This window comes from Pseudomonas sp. B16120, from assembly GCF_044218845.1.
GTDB classification, from domain to species: domain Bacteria; phylum Pseudomonadota; class Gammaproteobacteria; order Pseudomonadales; family Pseudomonadaceae; genus Aquipseudomonas; species Aquipseudomonas paracarnis.
In genome coordinates this window covers 289465-316006 of record NZ_CP162588.1, presented here as the reverse complement: position 1 = coordinate 316006, position 26542 = coordinate 289465, and the positions used below count along the sequence as shown (strand labels likewise).

Annotated in this window: 20 protein-coding genes; 4 read left to right on the top strand and 16 right to left on the bottom strand. The window is 58.3% G+C overall.

Translation table 11 applies throughout. The annotated features are described in order from the left end of the window. Positions 1-33 precede the first annotated feature (33 nt). Both AB4P90_RS01820 and AB4P90_RS01815 read left to right on the top strand, forming a co-directional pair. Positions 34-846 carry a MipA/OmpV family protein gene (locus tag AB4P90_RS01820; protein ID WP_106111745.1) on the top strand — a complete coding sequence of 271 codons (813 nt, stop codon included), beginning with the start codon at positions 34-36 and terminating at the stop codon, positions 844-846. 113 nt (positions 847-959) lie between these two features. Beyond that, a complete protein-coding gene (locus tag AB4P90_RS01815) occupies positions 960-2180 on the top strand; it encodes an alginate lyase family protein (protein ID WP_137271177.1) in 1221 nt (406 codons plus the stop codon). 252 nt (positions 2181-2432) lie between these two features. Here the strand turns inward: AB4P90_RS01815 and AB4P90_RS01810 are convergent, their stop codons facing one another. Further along, complete coding sequence (locus AB4P90_RS01810; RefSeq protein WP_282399208.1) at positions 2433-3332, bottom strand: LysR family transcriptional regulator; 900 nt, start codon at positions 3330-3332, stop codon at positions 2433-2435. 116 nt (positions 3333-3448) lie between these two features. Between AB4P90_RS01810 and AB4P90_RS01805 the strand changes: the two genes are divergently transcribed. Further along, positions 3449-4480 carry an SDR family oxidoreductase gene (locus tag AB4P90_RS01805; protein ID WP_289328765.1) on the top strand — a complete coding sequence of 344 codons (1032 nt, stop codon included), beginning with the start codon at positions 3449-3451 and terminating at the stop codon, positions 4478-4480. Positions 4481-4528: 48 nt separating this feature from the next. Here the strand turns inward: AB4P90_RS01805 and AB4P90_RS01800 are convergent, their stop codons facing one another. From AB4P90_RS01800 to AB4P90_RS01770, 7 genes are all read right to left on the bottom strand, one after another. Beyond that, a complete protein-coding gene (locus AB4P90_RS01800; protein ID WP_289328766.1) occupies positions 4529-5116 on the bottom strand; it encodes a hypothetical protein in 588 nt (195 codons plus the stop codon). Continuing rightward, a complete protein-coding gene (locus AB4P90_RS01795; protein WP_032901739.1) occupies positions 5113-5685 on the bottom strand; it encodes an RNA polymerase sigma factor in 573 nt (190 codons plus the stop codon). The genes AB4P90_RS01800 and AB4P90_RS01795 overlap by 4 nt, the downstream gene beginning before the upstream one ends. 147 nt (positions 5686-5832) lie before the next feature. Next, a complete protein-coding gene (locus AB4P90_RS01790) occupies positions 5833-7473 on the bottom strand; it encodes a VWA domain-containing protein (RefSeq protein WP_289328767.1) in 1641 nt (546 codons plus the stop codon). 201 nt (positions 7474-7674) lie between these two features. After that, positions 7675-8325, bottom strand: coding sequence for a DUF799 domain-containing protein (locus tag AB4P90_RS01785; RefSeq protein WP_005783625.1), 651 nt, complete (start codon positions 8323-8325; stop codon positions 7675-7677). Beyond that, positions 8322-8684 (bottom strand): DUF4810 domain-containing protein, encoded by a 363-nt coding sequence (locus AB4P90_RS01780; protein ID WP_005783622.1) that lies wholly within the window; start codon positions 8682-8684, stop codon positions 8322-8324. The genes AB4P90_RS01785 and AB4P90_RS01780 overlap by 4 nt, the downstream gene beginning before the upstream one ends. Positions 8685-8713: 29 nt before the next feature. Next, the gene (locus tag AB4P90_RS01775) at positions 8714-9394 is read right to left on the bottom strand and encodes a CsgG/HfaB family protein (protein WP_005783620.1); all 681 of its coding nucleotides are present in this window, start codon (positions 9392-9394) and stop codon (positions 8714-8716) included. A gap of 632 nt (positions 9395-10026) precedes the next feature. Further along, positions 10027-10719 carry a hypothetical protein gene (locus AB4P90_RS01770; protein ID WP_019819571.1) on the bottom strand — a complete coding sequence of 231 codons (693 nt, stop codon included), beginning with the start codon at positions 10717-10719 and terminating at the stop codon, positions 10027-10029. 253 nt (positions 10720-10972) lie between these two features. Between AB4P90_RS01770 and AB4P90_RS01765 the strand changes: the two genes are divergently transcribed. After that, a complete protein-coding gene (locus tag AB4P90_RS01765; RefSeq protein ID WP_032873797.1) occupies positions 10973-11230 on the top strand; it encodes a hypothetical protein in 258 nt (85 codons plus the stop codon). A 78-nt stretch (positions 11231-11308) separates the two neighbouring features. Here the strand turns inward: AB4P90_RS01765 and AB4P90_RS01760 are convergent, their stop codons facing one another. The 8 genes from AB4P90_RS01760 to AB4P90_RS01725 all read right to left on the bottom strand — a co-directional run bounded on the left by AB4P90_RS01760 (position 11309) and on the right by AB4P90_RS01725 (position 26230). Then, positions 11309-11752 (bottom strand): hypothetical protein, encoded by a 444-nt coding sequence (locus tag AB4P90_RS01760; RefSeq protein ID WP_073845486.1) that lies wholly within the window; start codon positions 11750-11752, stop codon positions 11309-11311. Positions 11753-11868: 116 nt separating this feature from the next. Further along, positions 11869-12564 (bottom strand): hypothetical protein, encoded by a 696-nt coding sequence (locus AB4P90_RS01755; protein ID WP_019819568.1) that lies wholly within the window; start codon positions 12562-12564, stop codon positions 11869-11871. A gap of 167 nt (positions 12565-12731) precedes the next feature. Next, positions 12732-13328 carry a hypothetical protein gene (locus AB4P90_RS01750; protein ID WP_019819566.1) on the bottom strand — a complete coding sequence of 199 codons (597 nt, stop codon included), beginning with the start codon at positions 13326-13328 and terminating at the stop codon, positions 12732-12734. Between the two features lie 297 nt (positions 13329-13625). Next, positions 13626-14117, bottom strand: a complete 492-nt coding sequence (locus AB4P90_RS01745; RefSeq protein WP_019819564.1) for a pentapeptide repeat-containing protein — start codon at positions 14115-14117, stop codon at positions 13626-13628. A 221-nt stretch (positions 14118-14338) separates the two neighbouring features. Next, positions 14339-14716, bottom strand: a complete 378-nt coding sequence (locus AB4P90_RS01740; RefSeq protein ID WP_014716395.1) for a hypothetical protein — start codon at positions 14714-14716, stop codon at positions 14339-14341. A 97-nt stretch (positions 14717-14813) separates the two neighbouring features. Then, positions 14814-15437, bottom strand: a complete 624-nt coding sequence (locus AB4P90_RS01735; protein ID WP_014716394.1) for a hypothetical protein — start codon at positions 15435-15437, stop codon at positions 14814-14816. After that, a complete protein-coding gene (locus AB4P90_RS01730; protein ID WP_395605598.1) occupies positions 15437-24478 on the bottom strand; it encodes a filamentous hemagglutinin N-terminal domain-containing protein in 9042 nt (3013 codons plus the stop codon). The genes AB4P90_RS01735 and AB4P90_RS01730 overlap by 1 nt, the downstream gene beginning before the upstream one ends. 30 nt (positions 24479-24508) lie before the next feature. Then, positions 24509-26230 (bottom strand): ShlB/FhaC/HecB family hemolysin secretion/activation protein, encoded by a 1722-nt coding sequence (locus AB4P90_RS01725; RefSeq protein ID WP_395605597.1) that lies wholly within the window; start codon positions 26228-26230, stop codon positions 24509-24511. Between the last annotated feature and the right edge of the window lie 312 nt (positions 26231-26542).

The window sequence follows — 26542 nt, the reverse complement described above, 5'->3', positions numbered from 1 at the left end:
ACTGCTGTCTTCTTTTGCACATAGGGCTTGACCATGAACTTCACCACCTCCCCTACCCACAACGTTCTGTTGGGCGCCGTCACGCTGCTGTGCTGCGCGCTCGCGCCCCAGGCTCAGGCGACCGACGCCAGCCCGACAGCCGAAGAAACCACCGTTACCCTGGGCCTTGGCATGGGTGTCACGCCTCGCTACATGGGTGCTGACCGCTACCGTCCGCTCGTACTGCCGATGCTCAGCATCCAGCACGGAGCGTTTTTCGCCGACACCACTCGCGGCGTGGGCCTGCAATTTCAATCCGACAGTGGTTTTAGCGCCAGCGCAGCGATCAATTACGACCTGGGCCGCAAAGAGAAGGACAGCACCACCAGCCCGGGCGGCGACGAGCTCAGAGGTATGGGCGATATCAACGGCGCAACCGTCGCCGACTTTACCCTCAGCCAACAACTGCTTGACTGGCTGTCGGTCAACGGCGAAGCCGAACTGCGCATGGCCGGCGAGCACCGAGGCAACCATTACCGCTTTGGCCTGGAAGGCATCTTGTTGCACACAGACCGCGACACCCTGAGCCTGGCCATCGACGCCCATGCCGGCGATAGCCGCTACAACCAGACGTTCTTCGGCGTCACCCAGGCTCAGAGCCAACGCTCGATCTACAGCAAGTACACCGCCGACGCCGGGATCTATGCCTACTCCGCTGCCTTGAACTGGCAGCACACCTTCGACGCGCACTGGTCAACGCTGGCCAGCCTGACGCTGACTCAATACGCTGACCAGGCCAGCGACAGCCCGCTGGTAAGGCGCGAAACCGCAGGCTTGGGCCTGTTTGCAATCAACTACACGTTCTGACAACAAGCCCCGGGTATGCAGGCTTCATCTGAACTATCCCTGGGGCAGATTCCAGTCCTGTGCGAATGGCTTTTCAGACCGCGCAAGGTTCTCCCCATCAGGGCGTACACACGATGATCCGTTTGAAGTACCTGTCCAAAAGAGCCGTGCTGCTCTATGCGCTATTGATGAGTATCGGCAGTCAAGCCTCCCCCACCCTGCATACCGAAGCGTTCGTGCATCCTGGCCTGCTCCAGACCCGGGAGGACTTCACGCGGATACGCGAGAAGCTGGCCAACTATAACCAGCCGTGGCTGGCCGGCTGGCAGAAGCTGATCGCCAACCCCCATGCCTCATTAGCCTGGCAGCCCAACCCGATGCCGGTGGTGTACCCCACTTCAGGCGGCCCGAATAACGACAGTGTTCTGTTCAACGACGCAGCCGCCGCGTATGCACTGGCCCTGCGCTGGCAGATCTCCAACAACCCGGCGTATGCCGACAAGGCCGTGAGTATTTTGAACCAGTGGGCCTTGACCCTCACCGCGATCAAAGACAAGCCCGGCAGAGCTTTGGTGGCAGGCTTGTACGGCTACCAACTGGCCAACGCGGCCGAACTGCTGCGCAGCTACCCAAAGTGGCGGGCGGAAGATTTCCAGCGTTTTCAAGGCATGATGCTCACTGTGTTCTACCCCATCAATCATGACTTCCTGGTGAACCACGACGGCGCCCGGCCTGATCATCATGGGGCCAACTGGGACCTAGCCAACATGAACTCGATGCTGGCCATCGGCGTACTGACCGACCGCCGCGATCTCTACAACGAGGCCGTCGACTACTTCAAGCACGGCACCGGTAACGGCGCCCTCGCCCACGCGGTGTGGAAGCTCTACGGCGATGGCCTTGGTCAAGTCCAGGAAAGCGGACGTGATCAGTCACACGCCATGCTCGACATAGCCCTGCTCGGCAGTTTCTGCCAAATGGCCTGGAGCCAGGGCAACGACCTGTTCGGCTACCAGAACAACCGCGTGCTGCAGGGCGCCGAGTATGTGGCCAAGTACAACCTTGGCCAGGAGGTGCCGTTTACCCCCATCCCCAACAGCAGCTTCAAACAGACCGTCATCTCGGCCGATCATCGCGGCGAAACCCGTCCGATATGGGAACTGCTCTACAACCACTACGCCGTGCGAAAGGGCCTCAGCGCACCGAATGTGCAGGCCATGGCAAATAACGTCCAAGTGGAAGGTGGTGGCGGGGATTATGGTGCTGACAGGGTTGGCTACGTCCAACTGGGGTATGGGACGTTGCTGTATTCGTTGGGGGAATACGGTTTGTCGGAGATGCAGTTGATGCCTTAGAGGTATATCACCGAAGCTGCGCTGCGCATTACAAATGCGTCCTTTCTACCTGTCAAATTCGAGGAATGGCAAGAACGCATTGGTGTGTTGGAAATGTCAAAGGACGCCAGCACCATCGCCGCAGAAGTGTGGAGCCAGATATGAATGAAACGCCCCAAGTATTAAGACCTGGGGCTTTTTTATGAGCGAATTGCACGCGCAATTCGATGTTGCTACGAGTGACTAAGCGCCTACATCCCGATGGGTTGATTATTACGAAGGCCTTGATGAATTCCCGGAATGCTGCTTATCCAGGCTTGAGATTTCACCGCACAACACCCCCTCCAACACCCCAAAAAACCCCTGAATATGCCCCTGCTTCAACGCCTGCGGGCGCGTAACCAAATAAACCTCCATCCCCGGCAGTTCTATCTCCTGAAAAACCTCACTCAACCCCGTCGCCAAAATACGCGGCAACACCGCCACCCCCATCCCGCGCCTCACCGATTCAAGCTGCACCGCAAACGAACTCACCCTGATCGGCGCATGGTCCAGTCCGGCAGCTTTCGCCGCGCGCATTTGCGGTAGCAGATCCAGCGGTGGCAGCAAGGCGATGCTGGCGGCAGTGGCTGGTGTTAGCGCAGGAAACCGTTGCAGGTATTCGGCGGTGGCGAACACGCCGTAGGCGAGTTTGCCGAGCCCTCGGTAGATCAGTGAAGGTTCGCCCAGGTGTGCGGTGCGTATGGCGATGTCAGCTACGCCTCGTACGATTTTGTGGAAGTCGGTGGTGACCTGCAGCTCTACGGAGCAGCCTGGGTGCTGCGCGGTGAAGCGGCTGGCGGCTTCGAGCACGCTGGCAGAAAAGCCTTCGCCGGCGCTCACCAGCACGGTGCCGCTGAGGGCTGCTGGCGTGCCGTCGAAGGCGGCCTGGCGTCGCAGGCCGGATTCGGCTGCCAGGGCGACGTCTACCAGGGCTTGGCCTCGGGAGGTGAGCCGGCAGCCTTCCACGCCGCGTTCCACCAGTGGTTCGCCCAGGGCGGTTTCCAGTTGGGTGAGGCGGCGGGAGACGGTAGAGGCCGCGATACCCAGTAATTGGCCTGCCTGTAAAAAGCTGCCGCGCCGTGAGACTGCCAGCAGCAGTCGAAGATCGTCCCAATTTGCCTGCAATGCCATATCTCCGCGCTTCCCTGGTGTGCAGATGTGCAAAGCCATTATGCCGTAGGCGCTGTTTTTACGGCGCGGGCTCGCGGGTATATCTACTGGCCTTCTCAACAAATGGAATGGCCTGTATGAACACGAACCCCAATCGCTTGCGCAGCACCTTTGTGACCGGTGCCACCGGCTTGCTGGGCAACAACCTGGTACGGGAGCTGGTCGCACGGGGTTATGCGGTGAAGGCGCTGGTGCGCTCGGCGGCCAAGGGTGCGCAGCAGTTCGGCGATGTGCCGGGCGTGGAGCAGGTGGTGGGGGACATGGCGGATGTGGATGCCTTCGCGGCGGCGTTGCAAGGCTGCGATACGGTGTTTCACTGCGCGGCGTTTTTTCGCGATAACTACAAGGGCGGCAGCCATTGGGAGGAACTGGAAAAGATCAATGTCGCCGGTACGCGAGCCCTGCTGCAACTGGCGTATGACGCCGGTGTGCGACGGTTTGTGCATACTTCGTCGATCGCCGTGCTCGACGGTGCCCCCGGTACGCCGATCGACGAGACGTGCCTGCGGGCCGAAGCCGATGCGGACGACTACTACCGCAGCAAGATCCTGGCTGAGCGGGAGGTGTTGAGGTTTCTTGAAAGCCATCCGCAGATGTACGCCTGCATGGTTTTGCCCGGTTGGATGTGGGGGCCGGGTGACCGTGGGCCGACGTCTTCGGGGCAGTTGGTCCGGGACGTGATCAACGGCAAGTTGCCGGGGCTGATTCCTGGCACCTTTTCTCTGGTCGATGCCCGCGATGTGGCCTGGGCGCACATTGCTGCCGCCCAAAGCGGGCGACGGGGCGAGCGTTATCTCGCGGCCGGTCGCAACTTGACCATGCGCCAGCTGATGCCTGTGCTGGGGCGTATTGCCGAGGTCAAGGTGCCCTCCCGCCAGCTGCCGCTGCCCGCGCTGTACCTGTTGGCAGCGGTGCAAGAGGCCTATGCCTACGTGACCGGAAAGCCCATTTTGCTGAGCATGGCGACGTTGCGGCTGTTGATACGCGAGGAGCACCGTACCCGCTTTGACCACCGCAAAAGTGAAGAGGAACTGGGGCTGAGTTTTCGCGTGCTGGAGCAGACCCTCACGGACACGGTGGCGTGGTCCCGGGCCTACGGCGGATTGTAATAAAAAGCCCCAGGCCGACAGGCCTGGGGCTGGTTCGTGGCGGCAGGTTCAATGCTGTTGCAACGCCTCTAGCCGTGCCGGCAAGTCCTCCTGCGGGAAGCGTTGGTACAGCGCCAGCAGTTTCTCGTCCGCCGCCTTGGTTTCCCCCGCTCGACGCAGGTTCACAATCTCCTGCAGGCCTTCTTCCAACGTAGGCAGTGTCCGTTTGCTGAGTTTTGCCGCTGGCTGATCCGCCAATGCGCTTTCGGCTTGAGCAGGAGCGCTTTCAACCCTAGGCGCTACGGCCATGCGGGCCATTGGCGCGGGTGCGGAAAACGCTTGCGGCGCCGGGTGAGCCGCTTCTTCGTGGCGCGGCGCGGAGAATGTCGCGGTGGAGATTTCAGGTTGCTGCACCGGGGAGCGCATGACCACGCCGATCATCAGTGCCAACCCGGCGACGGTGGCGAATGCCATTTGCCAGCGCGGGCGTTGGCAGGCTTGTAGCCAGCGTTGCCACAGGCTGGGTTGCGGCTGCGGGGCTTCGCGGCGGGCGGCGTTGAGGATGAAGGCGTCGAGGGACGCGGGCGGTTCGCCCGTGCTGTGTTGACGGTAGTGCTGGAGCAGCGCGTCGTCTGGGGTGTGTCGGGAGTCAGTCATACGGGTACCTCCTCGGCCAGCAGGCGCCGCAATTTTTGCAGGGCGTAGCGCAGGCGGCTTTTTACGGTTTCCAGCGGGGCGCCGGTGAGGGTAGCGATTTGCGGTACTTCGAGGTCGCCGTGCAGGCGCAGCAGAAACACTTCGCGCTGGTCTTCGGGCAACGCTTGCAGGGCCGCGTCGAGGCGCGCCTGGTCGCGGCTGAGGGTCAGTTGCTGCTCGGGGCCGTCGCTGTCGTCGGCCTGGGCGTGCAGCTGTTCATCGTAGCTGTCATGCAGGGGGTTGTGGATGCCGTGCTTGCGCCAATGGTCGATCAGGCGGTTGCGGGCGATCTGGAACAACCAGGTACGAAAACTCGCCCGGCCTTGTGGCTGGGTGGTGCTGCGGATGAGGCTGAGCCAGGTGTCCTGGTAGATTTCTTCGGCCAGTTCGGCTTTGTTGCACAGGGACACGAGGAAGCGGTACAGGCCCTGGCGATGGCGGCTGTACAAAGCTTCGAAGGCGGCAGCGTCACCGGTTCGGTAGCGGGCCAGCAGCGATTCGTCGCTGGGTGAGTCGTCTGGAACGGCCATGTAGTGGGCGAACTCCTTTTGGTCAGCCGAAGCAGGGTTAGTGTGGGAGCTGGCTTGTCGAATCGTCGCAACACTGCGATGGCATCCACTCGGTGTGCCTGGTGAACGAGTTGTCTGCATCGCAGGCAAGCCAGCTCCCACATTGGTTCATTGTTGTGTTCGGGATTCTGGTTTGAGGCTTTGGGCCAACTCCACCAGTTGCACGAATTCGTTGCGCAGACCGAACGGGTCATCGCCGCGGGCCGAGCGTGCCAATTTCGCGGTGTCTTGCAAACTCATGGTGCCAGTGTAGCGGCCATCGCCCTTGAGCTGTTGGGCGAAGGCAGCCACGGCAGACGCGAAGCGCAGATCATCGCTGGCCAGGGTGGTTTGGTTGGCGATGGGGCGTTCGATCAATTGGCTGTTACCGCCCGCAGCTGGTTTGTAGCGCACCCGCAGCATCGCCAGCTCATCGGATTTGCCTTCGGTCGCAGGCGCCGCGGCGTAACGCAGAGGCTCCAACCAGCCCTTCTCGCCCTTGGGCACGATTTCATACAGCGCGGTCACCGTGTGCCCTGCGCCAATCTCGCCGGCATCGACCTTGTCGTTGTTGAAATCCTCACGTTTCAGGGCGCGGTTTTCATAACCCAGCAGGCGGTATTCGCTGACCTGGGCCGGGTTGAATTCCACCTGCAGTTTCACATCCCGCGCCACCACGGCCAGGGTAGAACTGAGTTGCTCCACCAGCACTTTGCGCGCTTCGCGCAGGTTGTCGATGTAGGCGTAGTTGCCGTCGCCCGCGTCGGCCAGTTGTTCCATCAGGTGTTCGTTGTAGTTATCCACACCAAAGCCGAGGGTGGTCAGGGATACGCCGCTTTTACGCTGAGCCACGGCCATTTGCTTGAGGCTGTCGAAATCGCTGATGCCCACATTGAAGTCGCCGTCGGTAGCCAGCAGGATGCGGTTGATGCCGTTGGCAATAAAGCCTTCGCGGGCCATCTGGTAGGCCAGTTCGATGCCGGACGCGCCCGCCGTGGAACCGCCGGCGGTGAGTTGGTCGATGGCGTTGCGGATCTTGGCTTTTTCACTGCCCGAGGTGGGCTTGAGCACCACGCGGGATTCACCGGCGTAGACCACCAGTGACACGCGGTCCTGATCACGCAGTTGATCCACCAGTAATTTCAGCGTGCTTTTGACCAGCGGCAAGCCTTCGCGACGGTCCATGGAGCCGGACACGTCCACCAGGAACACCAGGTTGGCGGGCGCCAGTTCGGCCACGGGTTTATCGGAGGCCTTGATGCCGATGCGCAGCAGTTTGGTGCGCGGGTTCCACGGTGTGGCGGCCACTTCGGTGGTGACGCCAAAGGGTGAGCCGTCGGTGGGCAGGGCGTAGTGATAGGGGAAGTAGTTGACCAATTCCTCCAATCGCACCGCGCCTTCGGGGGGCAGGCGGCCTTGGTTGAGGAAGCGCCGTACGTTGGCGTAGCTGCCCGTGTCGACATCCACACTGAAGGTGGAGACCGGGGTTTCGGTGACGCGGTGCACGGGGTTGTCAGGCAGGTTGGCGTATTGCTCGCGGGGTTCGCTGCGGTCATTCATCATCGCCATTTCACGCACCATCATCGGTGCCGGCATGGCCATGCGTTTGGCCATCGCGCCCTCAACCGGCGGGCTGTACAGCTCGGCGACGGGTTGTGCGGGTTTGGCCACCTCGGGAGAGGAAGACAGCCCACACCCGGCCAGCGCTACCAGCAGGGTGACGGTGAAGCCTTGGGCAGCGGGACGCAGGTAAAGCAGAGGGCGGGACATGGGGCTGAACCTCGTGAATGAATGAGCCGTTCACAAGGTCAGACGCGACATAGGTTGGGTTCGGGTTAAACCCTTGAAATTCACCCCGATCAATGTGGGAGCTGGCTTGCCTGCGATAGCGGTGTGTCAGGCAGCCTTTCCAGCACTGGCCCACCGCTATCGCAGGCAAGCCAGCTCCCACAGTTGAATGGCGGTGTTCTCTTAGTCCGTGCCGTACTTGGGGTTACGCGGGCCGTACAAGATGCCGGTGCGTTGCCCTGCCGACAGCAACCGCGCGCTGGTGATACCGGCAATCGGGTGCGCCGCATCGGTAGAGCTGTTGATCACCTGCTTGACCGCCGCCGTGATCAACATGCCCACCAGGCCGCCACCGTTGTTATTGCCCTCCTCGCTCGACGCCCGCGCCGAACCGGTCCACAGGGTGGTGCCGGTGCGCAGGTCTACCAGTTTGGCCGAGGCCGTCACCGAGGTGTCGCTGGAGATCAGCATGTACTGGGTGCCGTACTCGCTGATGGTGATGTACAGCGCCGCGTCCGCACCAAAGATGTCATGCAGCTTGGCCGGTTGTACGGCCTGGATATCGTTGGCGGTGGTGAGGCCGTTCTGACGGAAGGTTTCGTCCACCAGGGCAATCGGCAACACATAGTAGCCGGCTTCGGCCAGCGGGTAGGTGACTTGCGACACCAGGCTGTAGGACGCCTGCACTTCCGGCGATTCGTTGATCGGCGGCAGTACCAGGATCGACTTGGGCCGCGCCTGTTTGTACGCCGAATAATCAACCGTCTTGGGCGCGGCGCAACCGCCGAGCAACGCCAGGGCCAGCAAGGCGCCGGTGAGTTTTAACAGGCTCATTTGGTGGCGACTCCGGCTTTGGCGTTTTTCAACAGAAAGTCCATGTACGCAGCAGACTCAGGGAACAACGCCTTCTCGGTGCGAAACTCCTGCACCATCTGGTCATCCTTGCCCATGTTCATGTACAGCATGCCCAGGTGCGCGTGGTAACCCGGCGGTGCCTTGCGGCCACTGGCGTTGATCTTCTGCAGATCGCGCTCCAGTGCTTCCACCTGCGCTTCCTTGGGCTCGCCCTTGAAGTACTCGTAAACCTGCGGCTGGTAGCTTTCCCATTGATACAGGGGCTGGGGCGCCGTTTGGCACCCGGCTACCGTCGCGATTGCTGCCAGCGTCAGCGCTAACTTCACTGCCTTGCTCATCCGTGTACTGCTCCTTGTGGTGTGGCTGATCAGTTACGCGGGTTCCAGGCGCCGGCGTTGATGCCGTCGACCAGGCGGTTGATCGCTTCGCGCATGGCCAGGTCCAGCACCTTGCCATTGAGGGTGGAGTCATAGCTGGCGGTGCCGCCGAAGCCGATCACTTCACGGTTGGACAGCGCGTACTCACCAGCGCCCTGGGTGGAATACACCACTTCGGAGGTGTTGATGTTGACGATATTCAACGCGACTTTGGCGTAGGCCACTTGGGTCTTGCCACGGCCGAGGATGCCGAACAGCTGGCGGTCGCCGGTTTCTTTGCGGCCGAATTCGGTCACATCGCCAGTTACCACATAGTCAGCGCCCTTGAGCTTCTGCACGGTGCCTTTGATTTTGGCTTCCTGGGAGATTTCGCCCATGTTGTCGCGGTCCAGCACGCTGAAGCGGTTGGTCTGCTGCAAGTGGGTGATGAGGATGGTCTTGGCCTGGCCGCCGAGACGGTCAACGCCATCGGAGAAGATGCCGCGCATGTAGCTGGAGCGGTTATCGAACTTGCCCACGGCAATCGGCACACGCACGCCGGAATAGGCCACGTGGGCGCTGGCGACTTGCTCCACCGGCATCGCGCGGTTGCTCTCGGTGGCGCAACCGGCCACGGTCAACAGCGCCGCGGCGGTGAGGCCCGACAGCAGGATTTTGGACAGTGTCTTCACAGGGTGCTCCTTGGGTGAGGAAATCAGCGTTGCTGGGTTTTCCAAGGAGAAAGGCAGCCTGAAAACGCGCTGGCCTGGATTCTTCCCTGAAAGACGGTGATGCAACGGCTGCGGCATTTTACGGGGTTGAGAGCGGTTCTCAAGTTGTTTCGGCCATAGGTGGGGGGCTTACCCTACTGCCGACCGCAATACTCAAAGCAACGAAGATCCAATGTGGGAGCTGGCTTGCCTGCGAAAGCGATAGTGCAGCAACAGATGCAGCGACTGACACACCGCCTTCGCGGGCAAGCCCAATGCCGATCAATTAAACGAACGCAATGCCCAAAGCAACGAAGATCCAATGTGGGAGCTGGCTTGCCTGCGATAGCGTTAGTGCAGTAGTAGTTGCGGTGACTGACACACCGCCTTCGCGGGCAAGCCCAATGCCGATCAATTAAACGAACGCAATGCCCAAAGCAACGAAGATCCAATGTGGGAGCTGGCTTGCCTGCGAAAGCGGTAGTGCAGCAACAGATGCAGCGACTGACACACCGCCTTCGCGGGCAAGCCCGCTCCCACAGGGGAACTGCGCTTAACCCTGACTGGCATTAGCCCAAGCCCGCACACCAACAGCCGCCAGCCTTCGCACAGCCCTACTTGAGCTCCTTCACCAGGTACTGCGCAGAAATCTGCGTAATCCCGGTCAACGCCCGGCGCAAGGCTTCAGGGTCCGTGCGGTAGGTTAACGGTGTATAGCCATAAACGTTCTGACCATTAAACGGCGTGACCGCTTCAAAGGTGCGCCAGACCATCTCATCGCCGCGATCCATCTGCGCTAACACGTTAAGGGTCGGATAAATCACACTGCTGAAACCCTGGGTCAGGCGAAAGCCCCACTCGGACACGGTCAGTTGAATCTGCGCATCGGCGGGCTCATCATCGCCGACCACCTTGAGCGTCGAAATCTTACCCAACTCATCGATAAAGCCCTGCTTGAGCAACACGCCTACATCGAGTTTTTCCGCCTCCATCACCGTCAGAATAGCCACCGGCGTCGGCATCTCGGCCAACTGCCCAAGCTTCATGCCGCCGGCAAACCCGGCGCCGCTCAACGCCGCAGTACCCAGCTTGGACGCCCCGCTGGCCATGCCAACACCGGCGCCAACCCCGGCACCCAGGGCCGCGCCCCAGGCCTGTTCGCGGCCGAAGTACACCATGTTCTTTTCCCACTTCACGGGCAGGACTTTGACGGTCTTGATCTGCGCGCGGTTTTCGGGAGTGAGGGGGTGGCTGACGCAGCCGCCGAGGATGAGGGTGGTGAGGAGAATGAGGAGGAGGTTTTTCACATTGGTCCTTTAATGTTTGGGGTGAGGCTTCGGATTTGCGTATGCGTAGTGCGTTTGTTCGTGGGCAGTATGTCGGCAATGGATAGCAAGATGTTAGCGGCTGCGGGCACGCTCCGAAGCAGCGGCATTTTGATGCCTTGCGCGGGCTTGGCGGTGCGGCTTATAGTCCGGCCGTCGCTCAAAAAGCGACCGGGTTTGGCGACCCGAAGAACGAGCCCTCAATAATCCAGAGAGCTTAATGATGAATCGATACATTCCCCTAACCGGCCACGACTGCACCGTCCCAGCCCTGATCATCGACACCCAGGCACCTCTCGACGTCCTTCACGACGCCGCCATGCACCGCATTCGGGCCGTCACCCAACTGCTGGAAAACCTAGCCTTTCGCGAACAACTCAGCAGCGATGCCGTCGTGCTTTCAGACTTCGCCCACTTGCTGGCCATTCCGCTGCGCGATGGGTGTGATTTGCTGGATGTCATCAGTCGCAGGCTCAATGCCGATCCGTCCTGAGTGAAAATCGGGCGGCCTTTGTGTCGCCCGCTTTATGCGTGAGCAATTCAACTTAATAAACCGGTCCACTTTTTTTCGTCATTTCACGCAGCAAACCTGATCATCCGAAAGATAATAAAGTCCCTCCAGCTTTCCGCAAATGGAAGGAAGACCGAAAACCGATTCTGAGGCATAAGAAATAGGCAGCTCGGATCTAATCGAACAGGCAAACTCCGAACTTTCCCACGTTGGAGTGACTATACCGCTCCAAAAACTTACGGCCTCTCCCGTTCCAGACAATACAACAGGCCTCAAGTATTCAATTGCAACATTGGAGTCCCAATACAAATAACCGCAATACACAGAGCCATTTTCACCAAAAAAATCAGCTCGAACGATAATCTGAAAGTCTGAGCACGTTTCCTGTTCGGCGAGGGGGCGCACAGTTAATTCGTCCTCCACGGTGTCGTCCATCGGAAAGAACCAAACGCTATAACTACCAAGATCATCAATCGTCAGCTCACATACTTGTTTATCCGACATAACTCGCCGCACCCTATGCAATTAAGCACAACAAAATAGGACAGGTTTATCTGATACACTTTCCCAGCTAAAATTTAAATAAATCTGTGCCATTTTCTCTCTATCCCTTATAGCGCCTATTGGTTTAAGTCAGCCATTAGTTTAGCTATCACTAACTCGAAAGCATTCTGCAAAGCGCTACGGAGAGCTTCAGGGTTTGTTGCGTACTCCTGAGGTGTATACGCCTGGACATTTCCCTCACTGAACGCTGTTACAGTTTCGAAATTCCTCCAAACTACTGCGTCGCCGAGCTTCATGGTCGCTACAATGCCCACTGTGGGATAAAGCTCTGCACTGTAGTTTTTCAAGGCAAAGCCCCATTCGGACACGACAAATTCTATATGCGCATCGGCCCGGCCGCCCTCCGGTTCAACTTTGAATAAATGCTCAGCACTGATCCGTGCCTCCAACAGTTGTTTGAACAACTGCCTTGGATCTATTTCGTTACGCTGCAAGTTCAACAAAATTGCCTGCCGTGGACTTGAAGCTCCACCATCAGCCACTTTCGCGCCCGCTGCCACACCCACGCCAGCCATAGCACTGGTAGCGACTTTGGACGAATCCGATGCCATTCCCACAGCCACCCCGGCACCGGCACCTAAGCCGGCCCCCCAGGCTTGATCCATGCTGGTGTACTTGAACTGCTGCTCCGAAAACGAGGCAGGCAAAATAGTGACAGTCGTGATTTTATGGCGGTTTTCAATGCTCAGGTCTTGTGTTACGCAGCCAACCAGCAGAAATAAAGTGCAAAAAACTACGAAAATTTTTTTCATACATAACACTCTTGAAAGTTAGGCGAACTTGAAAACTAAACCCAAAAGGCTTACCCCCCTAAATAAACGCAACTTCGCCCATCAAATCTTGACGCCCACCTTAGTTATAGCACGACGAAAGGCCATTTTTGTGTCAGATTCACGAATAAATCGCCTCAACACCACGACTAAACATAGCGAAACTTCCAGAGATCACCGCTCTTCATCCAATATCTCTCAGCATCTGGTATTAAAAAACTAAAATCTGAACACTTGGATGTCCAATCAGAATATGAGAGTTCCTCGTGGAATCGGTCTTGATCCATATGCATATATATTCTTCTATCAAAATTAATATAGAATACGGGCAACCTAGACGCTACACGGCCAACAAGACCGAATATATCCGCACTCAAACTCGCGCCTGACAAAAAGTAGCCCTCAACCTCTTTCAACAACCGGGGTAAACTACAGTCGTCATCCAGCTCAAAAATTTTTGAAAGGTCTTCACCCGTCAACACACCTTCACTAACACTATTTAGATACTGCGAAAAATTATCGGCTGTTAGCTTTAAAATTCCACCACGGAACACCCTACACGCTTCTTCATACTGCGCCTGGGTTATATGCCCTTTATCCAAATATGCGCGATAGTCTTTTTCCGCATCCAATGAAAAGTTATACTTATAATCCAAAACCCAATAACACTTAGCACCACTTACAAAAAAACAGATACTTTTCTCACCAGACCATAAACCATCAAGCACTTCTTTATTTAAATTCAATTCCCGAACTCCTTTAAAAATTCTTCATGAGCGTAAATGCGGGCGTTGCTTGAGTGCTTTTCAAGCAACGATTCCCACACCTTAGGAAGTTCCAGGGCTGTCCCAGGCTTGGTCGGATCTACAATTTTAGGCGCTGACGGGTCTCGGTTGACTCCTGGAATCGGACGTTGAGGAACTGCGTTAGCCATAATTTCACTATGGAGTTTAGCATCGACATCAAATACAACCACGATAGAAAAAGGGGACAGATTTATTTAATATGCTTTTCAACTCTAACATAAATAACGCCCCCCTTTTCTACTCTCGTTTAAGCACTTTAATCGCACCATAACTTTCTGGTCGAAACCCACTTGGCCAGACAGTAGCGTCATTATACGTAGCGCCCAAAAAAAACGCCTCTTCGATTCTATTTGCACAAAGATCAGCGCCACATAAATTTGATCTAATAAAGCTAGCACCACCAATATCAGCACCATCAAAACTTGCACATGAAAGATTTGCACCGGCAAAATCAGCAAATGCTGCCATTGCGCCTGCGAAAGAAGTATTACTCATAACTGAATTCATAAAATTTGAATTCATCAGAGCTGCTCGATCAAATATAGCTCGATCTATAAACGCGTTAACAAATGAGGCACTTCTCAGATTCGAACCAGAAAAGTCGGCACTTCCAATATTAAGCTCATCAAATATAGCGCGATGCAACTGCAACCCTTTCAAACTTGCACCAACAAAACCATTTAAAGGTAGAGTTAATATCTCGCCCGTCTCAAAATTAATATTAATCATTTATCCCCCCAATCCACCGGATCCACCTTCACCTCAGACATTGGCTTAGTTAAGCCAGCTTTATTCGGCGGTAATGTTCCAACAAAATGGGACAGATTTATTTAATAGGCTTTTCAACTTTAATTTAAATAAATTTGTCCCATTTTTTAGTCCCCTTTTTTCATTTCCACATTATTGCTAACACACCCTCATCTCTACCCCAAAAAAATCTATCCTACCTTTTAAAATACAACACTTGGAAATACTTTACGAAACATATGCTGTATCGCTGGCAACCGGGCTAGCTCGTCCAACATTTCGGTAGCCGAAAGCGGCATATCGTAGGGTACCGTGCCACGGAGCAGTGCTATTCCATATAAAGCATATTCCTCGTTTTTAGAGCGACTCCAATTTGGAACATAGCCAATTACTTTGTAGATCTTGAAAATAGGCTCATCAAATTCAATCAAATCATATAAAAAATCTGGAGCTCCCTCCTCCCCTAAAAATCCTGCGCACCACGATTGTAACTCCAATCTATCAATAGCCTCGCAGAACAGACAGGTGATTACAAACCCTAAAAGTTCATCACTGTAACGATCAGTTCTTTCTGTAATCACTTTCCGCCCTCGAATCTCCCCTTTTTTAGGGGGGATAGATATTATCTAATAGGTCTTGTACTGCCATAACAGATCTAAATACATTTCCCCCACTCTTTTATTTTCGACAAACAAAGAACTTATCTTCACTGAGATACCCAATACCGCCTAAGCGCCAAAATTCGAAATATGAACGAAAGTCAAAATCCAGATTTATTAAAGGCTGCCCCATATACCAAGCCAAATAATAATCAGCGGCAACTCCGTAAAGGGCCTCAAACAGTGCGTACTCTTGCTCTGTTTTTAGCAACCTGCAATCCCTGACCTGATCCCCCACCAGTTCAAGTATCCAGTTGCTGGGAACGTCTAATTTATCATAATCGTTAAATTGATCTTTACTTCCATACAACAGTTTTGCACGTTGGCATATCCCGTATAACTCGTCGTCTCCAAGAGACTTACAGAAACTTGCCTGAGCTTGCAACCAGAGTTTTGCCTTTTGCATCAATTCAAAGTCGCTAGATTCAATCGTCGGGCATAGATATAACTTATCTTCAAGCGTACCAGCTTGGATCACCTCATTCACGCGCGATACCAAACTGTCAGCTTGAGGAAAATAGCTTAACGCTTCAGTAATTTCAGTTAGAGAAGAATGTACTTTGAACAGAGCTAAAAAATGCGACTTATCAAAATAAGTTCTTCCCTCACAAAAAGCGCACCAGTCATTTAAAAGGGTAGGCATTAATTTCTTCCTCTTGGTAACTCCGGCAAAAGAGAAGGATCGATTTTCCATCGATCGCGCAATGCCGTTACGCCCTTATTAAATTCGTTTAGGGACTTACTGTTATCAATAACAGCTTTTAGCTCATTATGGAAAGCACCTGAAGCATTCCCACCGTGACCGCCTGGTACCCCATCAATAGGGTTGACCCATGTCAATTCGGATGTTTTTGTTCTGAAACGCTGAATTTCACTCATCGGCACCCCCCATTGTTTGAATTCAGGAGCGCGACAAACCATACACCACTCATGCAAACCTCCTGGCTGACGAATTCTCGCCTCAATTGCCTCTCGGGTAGCCCTGTTTTCCCAAAGCACGTCTAGCTCTGCTGGCGACAGGTCGTCAAACCAACGTGTGAAAGCGCCGTTACGAACGCTAGGCACTTTGCCGTCAGGCACAAGCTCTTGAAACGTCCGGTCAGTGTGGCTTTCGCTTACAGGCGATCCGGCAGAAGGCACCTCATGAATCGAACAGCTTCCCGCATTACAGGTATAACAAGGCCCAATGTTATGTACCCAGGTACTTAGCTTGCCAACATAGAACGTATGTCCAATATCCACCGTCAGGTTGTACGTTTTACCCTGCGACTGCAGCAGCTTTATTGATACAACGGAGATCGAAGCCTCTTGAGTCGCCCCATCCCCCAACGACTGCAGTTGATCACCCGGCTTGAGCTCTATAAGTGGCACAAAGCCTTTGCGCTTAGGCACGTAGAACGGATGACCCGGCGTCACTTGCAGAGTCTCAGTGATACCTTGACCGGCACTGCCGTTCTTCACAAGCGTCAGCTGATAGATCGGTTGATCCGTGCGAATGTGGGTTGCTGAGACCTTCGACGCGAACGGCTCACCGCCTTCTTCAGGTTTAGTCCAGACGACGTCGCCCACCCTGAGCGCGTCAATGGCTCGTTCACCATCAGGGGTGGCGACCATAGTCCCGGCTGCAAAACAGCATGGGCTATAGCCTGCTAATTTGGCCTGTGCTTGGTTGGCAAACTGTTCAGTCCCCTTACCCGCCGCCGCATCCAAGCCTTTACCAGCGGCTGACTCAATGCCCTTTCCGGCAACAGTTTCTGCAGCCTTGCCAGCGATAGCCTCCGTACCTTTAACCGCTAATGCGTCGCGCGCGGCCAACTCTTTGATTGCGCTTAACAATGCTCCCTTGCCTACTCCACCTATGGGCATAAGCTCAGCAAGCAGCTTGAGATCAATATCTGAATTAATGCCACCACTTGCCAAAACACGTAGCCGGTCTATTTGCTCTGCTTGGGAGGCGGCGTCAGAACTGAGCGCGGCGATCTCAGGGAGTTTCGTGATAGCCGTACGCTCTCCGTATTGCTCGGACCACGCATCAGGCACAACACCCATGCCACCAGGTTCGTTGTTGTAGGTTGTGTTACTTGAAGGATTGAACAGCAGCGAATCCTTGTACTGCTTTTCTGTGGACTTGAACGCAACGACCTGATCCCCGTTGGCAACAATGGGGCTGCCATCTCCCCAGGTCAGCAGGACTTTCTCGTTTTGCAGCTTGGTGATAACTCCCCGCGCAACAGTCAGGTCGTCACCTAATGCTTGCCCTTCAGGGTTAGAAGGACCGTAACCGGCCAGAATCCCTTGAAGCTCATTGTTGGTTTTCTGATCGACCTCGCCTCCGGCAACAAACGTTAGGAGCGCATCCCACTCAAAACCAGATCGGCTTTGACCTTTGGTGGCATCTAAACTCTTGGCCTCTTGGGCCAGTCGTTTCTCTTCTTGAACGTGCAACTTGCGGTTGTATGACTGTGCATTCCCAGCGATTTCCGAGCCCATGGCGACATCGCCATCAACACTCGCGGCAGCGAGCAATCCCACCAGTTTCGAAGCCGCATTGACCAGACGATCGTGTTCCGCTGGATCATTGCCACTGAGCAAAGGCGACTTATCCAACGCCACAATAAGGGCTTCGTTAGCACCCGCAGCCATCGCTCCCGTTTTAAAGTCGCCGCCCATTGCTTCTGAAAGCAAACCACCTACAACAGCATGCAGTGCAGTTTTGCTCAGGTCGCTGTCTTGAAGTTTGAAGGCATTACCAAAATCACCAACGCCGGTGAACGCGGTCGCCTGCATTACATCGAAAAGGCTGCCCTTCATTGCATCCTTGAAGCTGCCTTGTCCAAGAGCTTCAGAGAGCGTTCCGCGCACGGCACCGCCAGCCAATTGGATCGTTCCAAAACGGCCAATCGCTGCGGGGTCATTCCAATGGGGTACGACGCTTGGTCCACTTACCTTGTTAGTTACAGGGTCGCTCTGCGCGCCAAACCAATTGCCACTGGCGTAATTCACAAAGCCCGCAGAAGCGCCCGCGATCAGTGACTGCTTCAAGCTGTCGCTGCTGAAGGTTTCCTTGAATGCGGCCCCCAAGTTGCCTTTATTGTTTATGGTGCTGACGACGCCGGTACTGGCAAGCGAGGTCAACGAGGCAGTCGCGATGACGTTGCCCAACCCTGCTGCAGTTCCTGCGACTGCTGCGGTGGTCGACGTCGCAGCGGTAGCGGCTGTCGCGGCAGCCATAGTGGAGCCGGCCCCTACAGCGCTACCTGCCGAAGCAGCTAGCGCACTGGCCGCTCCCGCCGTCAACACGGTGACAACGATGATAATTGCCAGCATTGCGCCTTGGCCGAGGCTGGAGTGGCTGTATTTAAAGGAGTCGTGCAACTCCTTCACATGCCGCCAATCCACATCCCCACGCTTCTCGGCTTCTTTCAACCAAGCCAACTGTGGGTCTGCTTTGACCATCACATCAATCGTCTGGCTAACCGTGTTCTGATCAATCTGTTTAATGTCGATCTTCAGCCCGTTAACCGCCTTGATCGCCAACTCACCCTGTGCCTTCAACTCACTTTGGCGCAACGTCTCGTCGGTATTCCCCTTGCCCTTCGCGCTGGTCCACGCCAGGTCACTCTTGCTCTTCTCGTGGCTCTCCTGGTGCAGGTCTTTGACCGCCTCGAAGGTCACCGCGCCGCCACTGGTGATGGCCAGGTCCTTACCGCTCTCAAGCTTGGCCCGCTGATACAGCTGATCACCGCCACTGACCAGCGACAGATCACCACCAGTCTTGATCTCAGTCCCCACATTTGTAACGTGGGTCACCTCATCACGCTTGGTCTTCTTCGCGCCCCAGCCCCCCTTCTCCTTCATGTCGTAAAGGCTGTAGGTGCTGTTCTGCGCAGCCAACAAACTCAACTTATCCCCGCTATACAGATAAGCCTCATTCCCCGCACTGATCCTGCTCGCCACGATCGTGGTGTCACGCCCCGCCTGGCTGACAAAATCCCCACCCGCCGTCAGCACGCTCGCCACTTGAGTGGTCTGGTCGTCCGAGGTCTTGATGCGTTTTTTGCCGTCCTTTTCCTTGCCCTCAACGTTGTGCATGTCGCTGACCGAGGCGACGTTGAGGTCGCGGCCGGCGGCGATGTTGAGGTCTTTGCCGGCGGTGGCGGTGCTGCCGATGATGTTGACGTCTTGCCCGGCCTGCATGTTGAGGTTGCCGCCCGCCGTGACGCTGGCGGCGAGGTTTTTGACGTCGGTGGTGATGCTGGATTTCTCGCCGCCGTTGCGGGTCTCGTGTTTGACGCTGGTGTCGCTGGCGGCGATGAGGTTGAGGTCGCGGCCGGCGGTTAAGTTAGCGTCGTTGCCCGCTACCAGTGCGCCTCGGTTGGTGAGGTCGCGGCCGGCGTCGATGGCGAGGTTTTCGCGGGCGACGATGGTGCCGGCGCTGGTGTCGGTGAGGGTGCGCATGCCGGCGCCGTCACGTACCTGGATGGCGGTGGTTTCGTTGGTGATGTCGCCTTTGAGGGCCGTGAGGCTGACTTGTTTGCCGCGGATTTCGCCGGCCATGGCGTTGCGGATGCTGTCCTGGGCGAGCAGGTTGAGGTTGTTGCCGGCTTCGACCAGGCCGCCGGTGTAGATGCTGCCGCTGCTGATGGCGGAGAGGTTGTTGCTGGCGCGCAAGGTGCCGACGTTGATCAGGTCGCCGCCGGTGACCAGGTTGAGGTCGCGGCCCTGGATGAGGCTGTTGCCGCGCACGTTGCGCGAGTCGGCCTGGGCCAGGTACAGCACCGGTACGAGGACGGTCTGGCCGTCGATGACGCGGTTTTCCATCCACACGATGTCGTGGGTCAGTGCGCCGACTTGCTGGTCGGTGAGGGCCACGCCCAGGCTCAGGCGCAGGGCGTCTTTGCTGGCGAGGCCGTTGTCCATCAGGTAGCGGAACTGGTCGGCGTCGCTGTACAGGCCGCCGGCGAGGAAGCGTTGGCCGGTTTGCGCGAGGACGGCGTCGCGGATCAGGCGGGTTTCGTACTGGCCGTCACCGAGGCGGCGCCAGGCGTTGTCGGCGGTGAAGCCGAGTTTGCCGAGCATGTAGTCGGAGCTGAAGAAGCCCGACACCGAGGTGAACTCGGGGTTGGTCTCGATCAGGTAGTGGCTGGTAGGGTCGGCGTTTTTGACGAACAGGCCGTACTCGCCCTTGGGCAGTTGGAAGGTGGGCGAGGTGGTGGGGTCGACCGGGGCGAAGGCGGTGCCGGTGTAGTCCACCGGTACGAAGCCGCCACCGGGGGCCACGCCCACGACGGGCAATACGCTGCCCGGCGCCTGGGCGCTCGGGTCGTTGACGTGTTTGCTCAGGTTGATATTGATGCCGCCGACGGGGATGCCGGTCTGGTCGTCGCCGAGGGTGCCGGTCAACTGCGCCAGGGTGTTGTTGTGCAGCGTACCGTTTTGCAGGGTGCGGGCGACGTTGAGGTTGACCGTGCCGCCCGCTTGCAGGGTGGCGTCGTAGCCGGGGCCGCTGTTGTTGGTCCAGGTGGTGACGTCACTTGCGTAGGCGAACGGCAGGCTATTGGGTGAGCGGCTTTTGAGTTCTTCGAAGCGCGCCTTATCAAAATTCCCAGCCGCCGTGGCCGCATTGAACGCGGGCACGTCGACGTATTGCATGCGTTCAAACAAATCGTCGGAGACGTGACCTGGCGTGCCGATGACAAGCTTGCGCTGGCCCGTGCGCGTGGCGGCGCCCTGGTTGAGCAGGTCACCGGCGGTGATGCTCAGGTCGCCATTGGCGGCCATCAGGCTGTAGCGGTTCTGCACCGTGTCGCCTTGCAGCAGCATGTTTTTGCCCGCCACCAGGCGCGCCGCTACCGAGTCCTTGGTCGCCGCCTCAAGGTACGTCTCGTAGATGGTGATCTCGCCACGTTCCCAGTTGTCGCTCTCGCCGCAGTGCTGGCCACAGATCCAACTCAAACTGCCGGTGGTCAGCGTTTGCCCGAGTTCGAATTCATCTTTGGCGTTTTCGATAAAGCCCGCATTGATGCCGATCGAGCCTTCGCTTTCAACGGTACCGGAGCGGTTGCTGAACAGCACGGCACGCCCGCCATCGCGAGCGGCGAAGCTCAGGTTGCCTTTGCTGTAGACATCGCCATAGCTGTTGCTGAAGCCATTGCTGCGCAAGGTCATGTCGCCGCCGCTGAACAGCAGCGTGTTGGCGGCATTGGTGATGCCGTTGACTGCGGTGAGGTTCACTGCACCCTGGGCACCGAGGGTTCCACGGTTGTTGATTTGCGCGGCGGCGATGTCCAGTTGCTGGCGGGCGGTGAGGAAACCGAGGTTGTCCAGGGTGCCGCCCAGGGTCAGGCGCGCATTGGTGGCCGCCAGGCGGCCGCCGTTCTGGCTGAGGTTGTTGGCGGCGACGGTGAGTGTTTGCAGGGCCGAGACGCGGCCGCTGTTGGTGATATCGCCGGTGGTGATGCTGATGTCGCCGTCGCTGAGCAGTTCGCCGCCGTTATCCAGGCTGGCCACGTTGAGGATCAAGCCCTTGGCGCTGGCCAAGCGGTCACCGGCCTTGAGGGCCAGCCCTTGGTCGCTCTTGTAGGTGAGCACGTCGTTGAGTTGCACACGGCCCAGGCCGTCGACTTTACCGAATGCCCAGTCGGCGCTGCCCATGTCCTGGATATTGCCCTGGCTGCCTGCGAGGCTGGCGGTGTTGAGGTGGAACAGGCCGGTGCCGGCGTGTTGCAACATGCCGTTCTGGTTGTTGAGGCTGGCGGCGTCAAGGCTGAAGGCCTGGCTGCCGAATTCGAGGGTGCCGTTCTGGTTGTTCAGCGCGCCGCTGAGGTTGAGTTTGCTGCTGGCGCCGCCCAATGCACGCAGTTGCCCGCTGACGCTGTTATCCAGGTTGCCGCCGGTGAGGGCCAGGCCCTGGTTGGCTTCGATCAGGCCGCCCTGGTTGGTGAGCGTGTTGCGTGAGGTCAGGTTGATCTGATTGCCGCTGACCTGGCCGCCCGCGCTGTTGTCGAGGGTGGCGCCGCTGACGGTCACTTGTTCTTTGCCGAACAGCTTGCCGCCACGGTTGGCCAGGGCCTCTACGGTCAGTTGCAGGTTGCCGACCAGGCTGGCCATCAGGCCGCCGCTGGCGTTGTCGACGCTGTTGGCGGTGACGCTCAGGCTGTCGCCCTGCACGGTGCCGCCCTGGTTATCCAGGCGGGTGATGTTCAGTTCGGTGAGGGCGCCGCCGCTGAGAATCAGGCCCTTGCGGTTGCTCACATCCTGGCCGCTGGAGCTCAGGCCTTCGGCGCCGGCCAGCAGTTGGCCGTTGTCGTTGTTCAGGTGCTGCGCGGCGATGTCCAGGCGCTTGCCGCGCAGGGTGCCGCCGTCGTTATTGAGGGTGGTGAGTTGCTTGACCAGCACGCTGCGCTCGCCCGCGTCGATCTGGCCGCCGACGTTGGCGAGCAGGTCGCTAACCTTGAGCACCACGTCGCCGCCGTCGCTGACCAGCGCGCCTTTGTTGCTGTTGGTGAAGGTCTGCGCGGTGACGTCGACGGTCTGGCCCAGCAGGATGCCGGCGCTGTTGTCCAAGCGCTCGCCTTGCAGTTGCAGCAGGCCTTCGCTCTGGATGCGGCCCTGGGCGTTGAGCAACTGGCCCGGGCCTTTGAGCAGCAGGCTTACGCCCTGGGCGCCACCGGCCAGCAGGCCGGCGTTGCGGTTGTCGAGGCCGGAAGCGCGCACGTCGAGGTGGTCGCCCAACACGCGCCCGGCGCGGTTGTCGATATCGCCGCCAGCCACGTCGAGCAGCAGTTGCTTGCCGACGATTGTGCCGCTCTGGTTATCCAGGTTGGCGGCGTGCAGTTCGATATCGCCCTGCCCGGCCTGCAAGCGGCCCTCGGCGTTGTTGAGCTGTTGCGCGGCGGTGAGGGTGAGCTTGCCGGTGTCGGCGCTGAGTACGCCGCCTGCGTTGCTGCTGAGGGTGCCGGCAGTGACGTTCAGATCGGTGCTGGCCTGGGCGAAACCCTGATTGTTGTTGAAGGTGTTGGACACGGCGAGGTTGAGCGCGCCACCGTCGGCCTGGATCAGGCCCTTGAGGCTGTTGTCGAGGTCGCTGGCAGTGACGGTCGCGGTCTTGGCCACCAGTACGCCGTTCTGGTTGTTCAGGTTGCCGGCGTTGACGGTCAGGTCGTTGGCGATGACTTGCCCGCCGCTGTTGTTCAGGTCGGCACTGGTGAGCACCAGGCTGCCGCCGGCCATTTCGATACGGCCCTGACGGTTGTCCAGGGACGCGCTGTTGAGCGTGGCAGCCTGGCCTTCGCCGAAGCGGATCAGGCCGCCGAGGTTGACGATGGCCGGCGAGTTGATCGCCAGGCTCTGCTCGCCAAACAGGCGAGCGCTGGCGCCCTGGTTGGTGAGTTTGGCGCTGCTGACCTCGACGGTCTTGGCCTGGATGATCGCGCCCTGGTTGGTCAGCGCTTGTGCGGCGGTGATCGCCAGGGCGCGGCTGGCCAAAAGGTTGCCGCTGGTGGTGACGGTCTGCGCGTTCACCACCAGGTCGCCCGTGGTGTTGCGGCTGTTATCGGCGGCGACGCCGGCTTCGATGATGCCGGGGTTGTTCACGCTGGCCGCGTTGATCTCGATGCGCTGGCCGGCGGCGATGCTCTTGCGGTTGACCAGGGCCTGGGCGCTGGTGACCTGCACGTTGCCGTTGGCGTAGACCTTGTCGGTGAGGTCGACGTTTTGCGCGGTGACTTTGACGTTACCGGTGGCCACCGTTTGCGCCATGCTCAGGCGCCCGTTGGCGTCGAGCTGAATATCGCCACCACTGGCCGCCAGGGTGCCGTCGAGCTTCACGCCCACGCCGGCTTCGGTGCCCACCAGTTTGATTGCGCCGGCATACATGCCGCCCAAGGCCGAGGAGTCGATTGCCAGCTCGGGCTTGGTGCTGCCGTCATCGGCGCGGGCGGTGGTTTTCAGGCTTTGCGCATCGACGTCGTTGCGCCCGGCGATCACGTTGAGTTCGCGGGCGTTGATTTGTGCGTTGATCTTGGCCGAGCGGGTGATGATATCGAAGCGTTCGACATTGCTGGCGTTCAAGCCCTGGCCGTCGATGGTCACGGCGCCGCCATCCACTTCATAGCGCTGCAATTGGCCGCTGGCGTCGAGCACCGGTTTGCCGGTGGTGAGGGTGACGTTGGGGGTGTTGATAAAGCCGCAACCGCTGCACGTCACTCCGTACGGGTTGGCGACAATGACCTTGGCCGACTGCCCCGCCACTTCGGTGTAGCCGCGCAACTGGCTGGGGCTGCCGCCGTTGACTTCGTTGAGGATGACGTTCGCCGCGCCGCCCTTGAGATTGGGGTTACCGACAATGATCCCGCCCAGTTGGGTGTTGACCATGGCGCTGTTGCCGTTGTTGAGGATCACGCCGTTGGGGCCGACGTTGTAGTCCTTGAACTGGTTATGGGACAGGCCCGCGCCATTGGGGGTGGCGATGTTGACCACCGGCACGCCATTGCCCGCCGCGCCCACGGTGGTGCCCGGCGCACTGACCACGATGCCCTCAGCCTGGGCCAGCAGCGGCTGCCAGAACAATGCGTTGGCGAGGATCAACGCCAGCCCGCGCTTGGGCAGGCCGAAGAACGCGTCCCGGCGCTTCAGGGCGGCAGAAGGTTGGCGGGCCAGGAAGGCGAATTGGCGAACATCCATTGTCAGGCTCTCATGCAGCGGGGCGTTGAATTACAGGAAAAAATCCATGCGGAAATAGATCGGCGCTTCGCGCTCGGTCACCACACCGGGTCTTTCTAACGAATGGGCAAAGGTCACGCTGGTGCTGACGTGTTTGCCACGGGCGAACAGCTCCAGGGAGTTGCTGGACACCCGGCCATGAACGTTGTCGTTGTAGCGGTCGTTGCGGATCACGCCCTGGTCGTAGCCGACACTGGCGCCGTACTCGGCGAAGGCCGGGCGCATCCAGTCGAGGGTCACCGGGCGCGCCCAGCGCACTTCGTTGCGCCAGTAGCCGCCGCTGTCGCCGGTCAGCAACTGGTCCTTGAAACCGCGCACCGAGGCCGAGCCGCCAAGGCTCATGCGCTGCGGCGAAAACAGCGGGTCTTCGCTGCGTTGGCCGGTGGCCAAACTGCTGAAGCTGAACGACTCGCCCCACAGGCTGAAGGGTTGCAGGTAGCTGACGGTGGCGGTGTATTTGCGGTAGCGCGCGTTCGGCTGGCGACGGCCTGCTGGGTCACGCTCGTCTTGGGCCTGGGCGTCGAGCAGGCCGATGCCGCTTTGCATGCCCAGGTCCAGGTTGACGAAGGCACTGCCGATGCGCCGACCGTGGTTGACGCCCAGTTGCAGTTCGCTGAGGCGGTTGCTGCTGGGCGCGGTGCGCACGTCGAGGATGTAGTTGTTGGTGCGCAGGTGCGCCAGGCCGACGTTGACCGAGGTCTTGCTGACGTCGTCGCGATGGATCACCCGCTCGGCGCGCAGTTGGTGGTTCTGGTTGTCGCCGTCCTGCTTGTATTTGAAGCCGTCGGTGACGCCGTAGGTGCGGTAGTCGCTTTCGCTGTAGGTGTAGCTGAAGTTCCACCAGCCCCAGGGCACGTTGTAGTAGAGCATGGTGTTTTTCGAGGTTTTCTGGTGGTCGCTGATGGCGTCGTGGCCGCCGCGCAGCATCAGTTGGTCACCCAGGCCGAGTGGGCTGTCCCACTCAAGGCCAGCGCCCCATTGCTGTTCGCCAGTGCTTTTCTGCCCGTCGTTGTTGCGCGACAGGCTGGCGCGCCAGGGCTTTTGCGCGGTGTTCTTGACCACCACGTCGCTGCCGCCGATTTGCTGGCCGGGGGTGAGTTCCATCTGCGCCTGTTTGGACGGCAGGCGGTTGAGCTGGTCCACCAGTTGCTCGATTTCACGCAGGTTAAGTGCTTCGCCGACTTTGCCGGGAAAGGCCATGGCCAGTTCGCGGTCGGTCACCGTGCTGCCTTCGGCGCTGCGCAACGCTTCGAGTTTGCCTTCCACCACCAGCACTTGCAGATGGCCGGTGGAGAGGTCTTGCTGCGGCAGGTAGGCACGGCTGGTGACGCGGCCTTTGCCGAGGTAGTAGTCGGTGATGGTTTTGAGCAGGTCGTTCAGCTGGGACACGCCCAGGCACTGGCCGATGTAGGGCTTGAGCAAGCGCTCGCGGTCGGGCGCCGGCAGGCTGTCGGCGCCTTTGAGTTCGATGGTTTTGATCGGGAAGCAACGGGTGTCGGCCGGGGTTGCCGGGGCTTGGGGCTTGTCCGCTTTGCCGGGCAGGTCCTGAAGCTCCTGGAGGCGCCGCTGCTGCTCTTCGAGCAGGCGGTTCTGCCGGTCGCGGATCAAGTCCTGATCGCCAGGCGTGGGGGAGGCGGATGCACTGTTCAGGCCCATGCAGGTGAGCACGAGGGTGCAGAGCAATAACCGGGTCCATGGCAATAACGAAGACATGTTCGATCCATCGAAAATCAAGGGCCGCGAAACTAACATCGAACTTCCAGCTCGCCTAGAAACGGCGAAGTGGGGCCGCTCGACTGATTAGTTTTCTAACCTGTTGATTATTAATAATAATTTTTCACCAAAAGAGTTTAAGTCGGGCACTTGCGGTGATTATTCCGACAAGCGGCAACTGTTTTGATGGCGATTCGACGAATGACTTTCTGACTGCCATTACTTAGCCATCAGGTGTTCGTCGAGTTAGGTTAGTACCGGAGAAGGGGGAAAAGTTCGCGGGGGTTTTGTGAATTGGATCCCATTTATCGG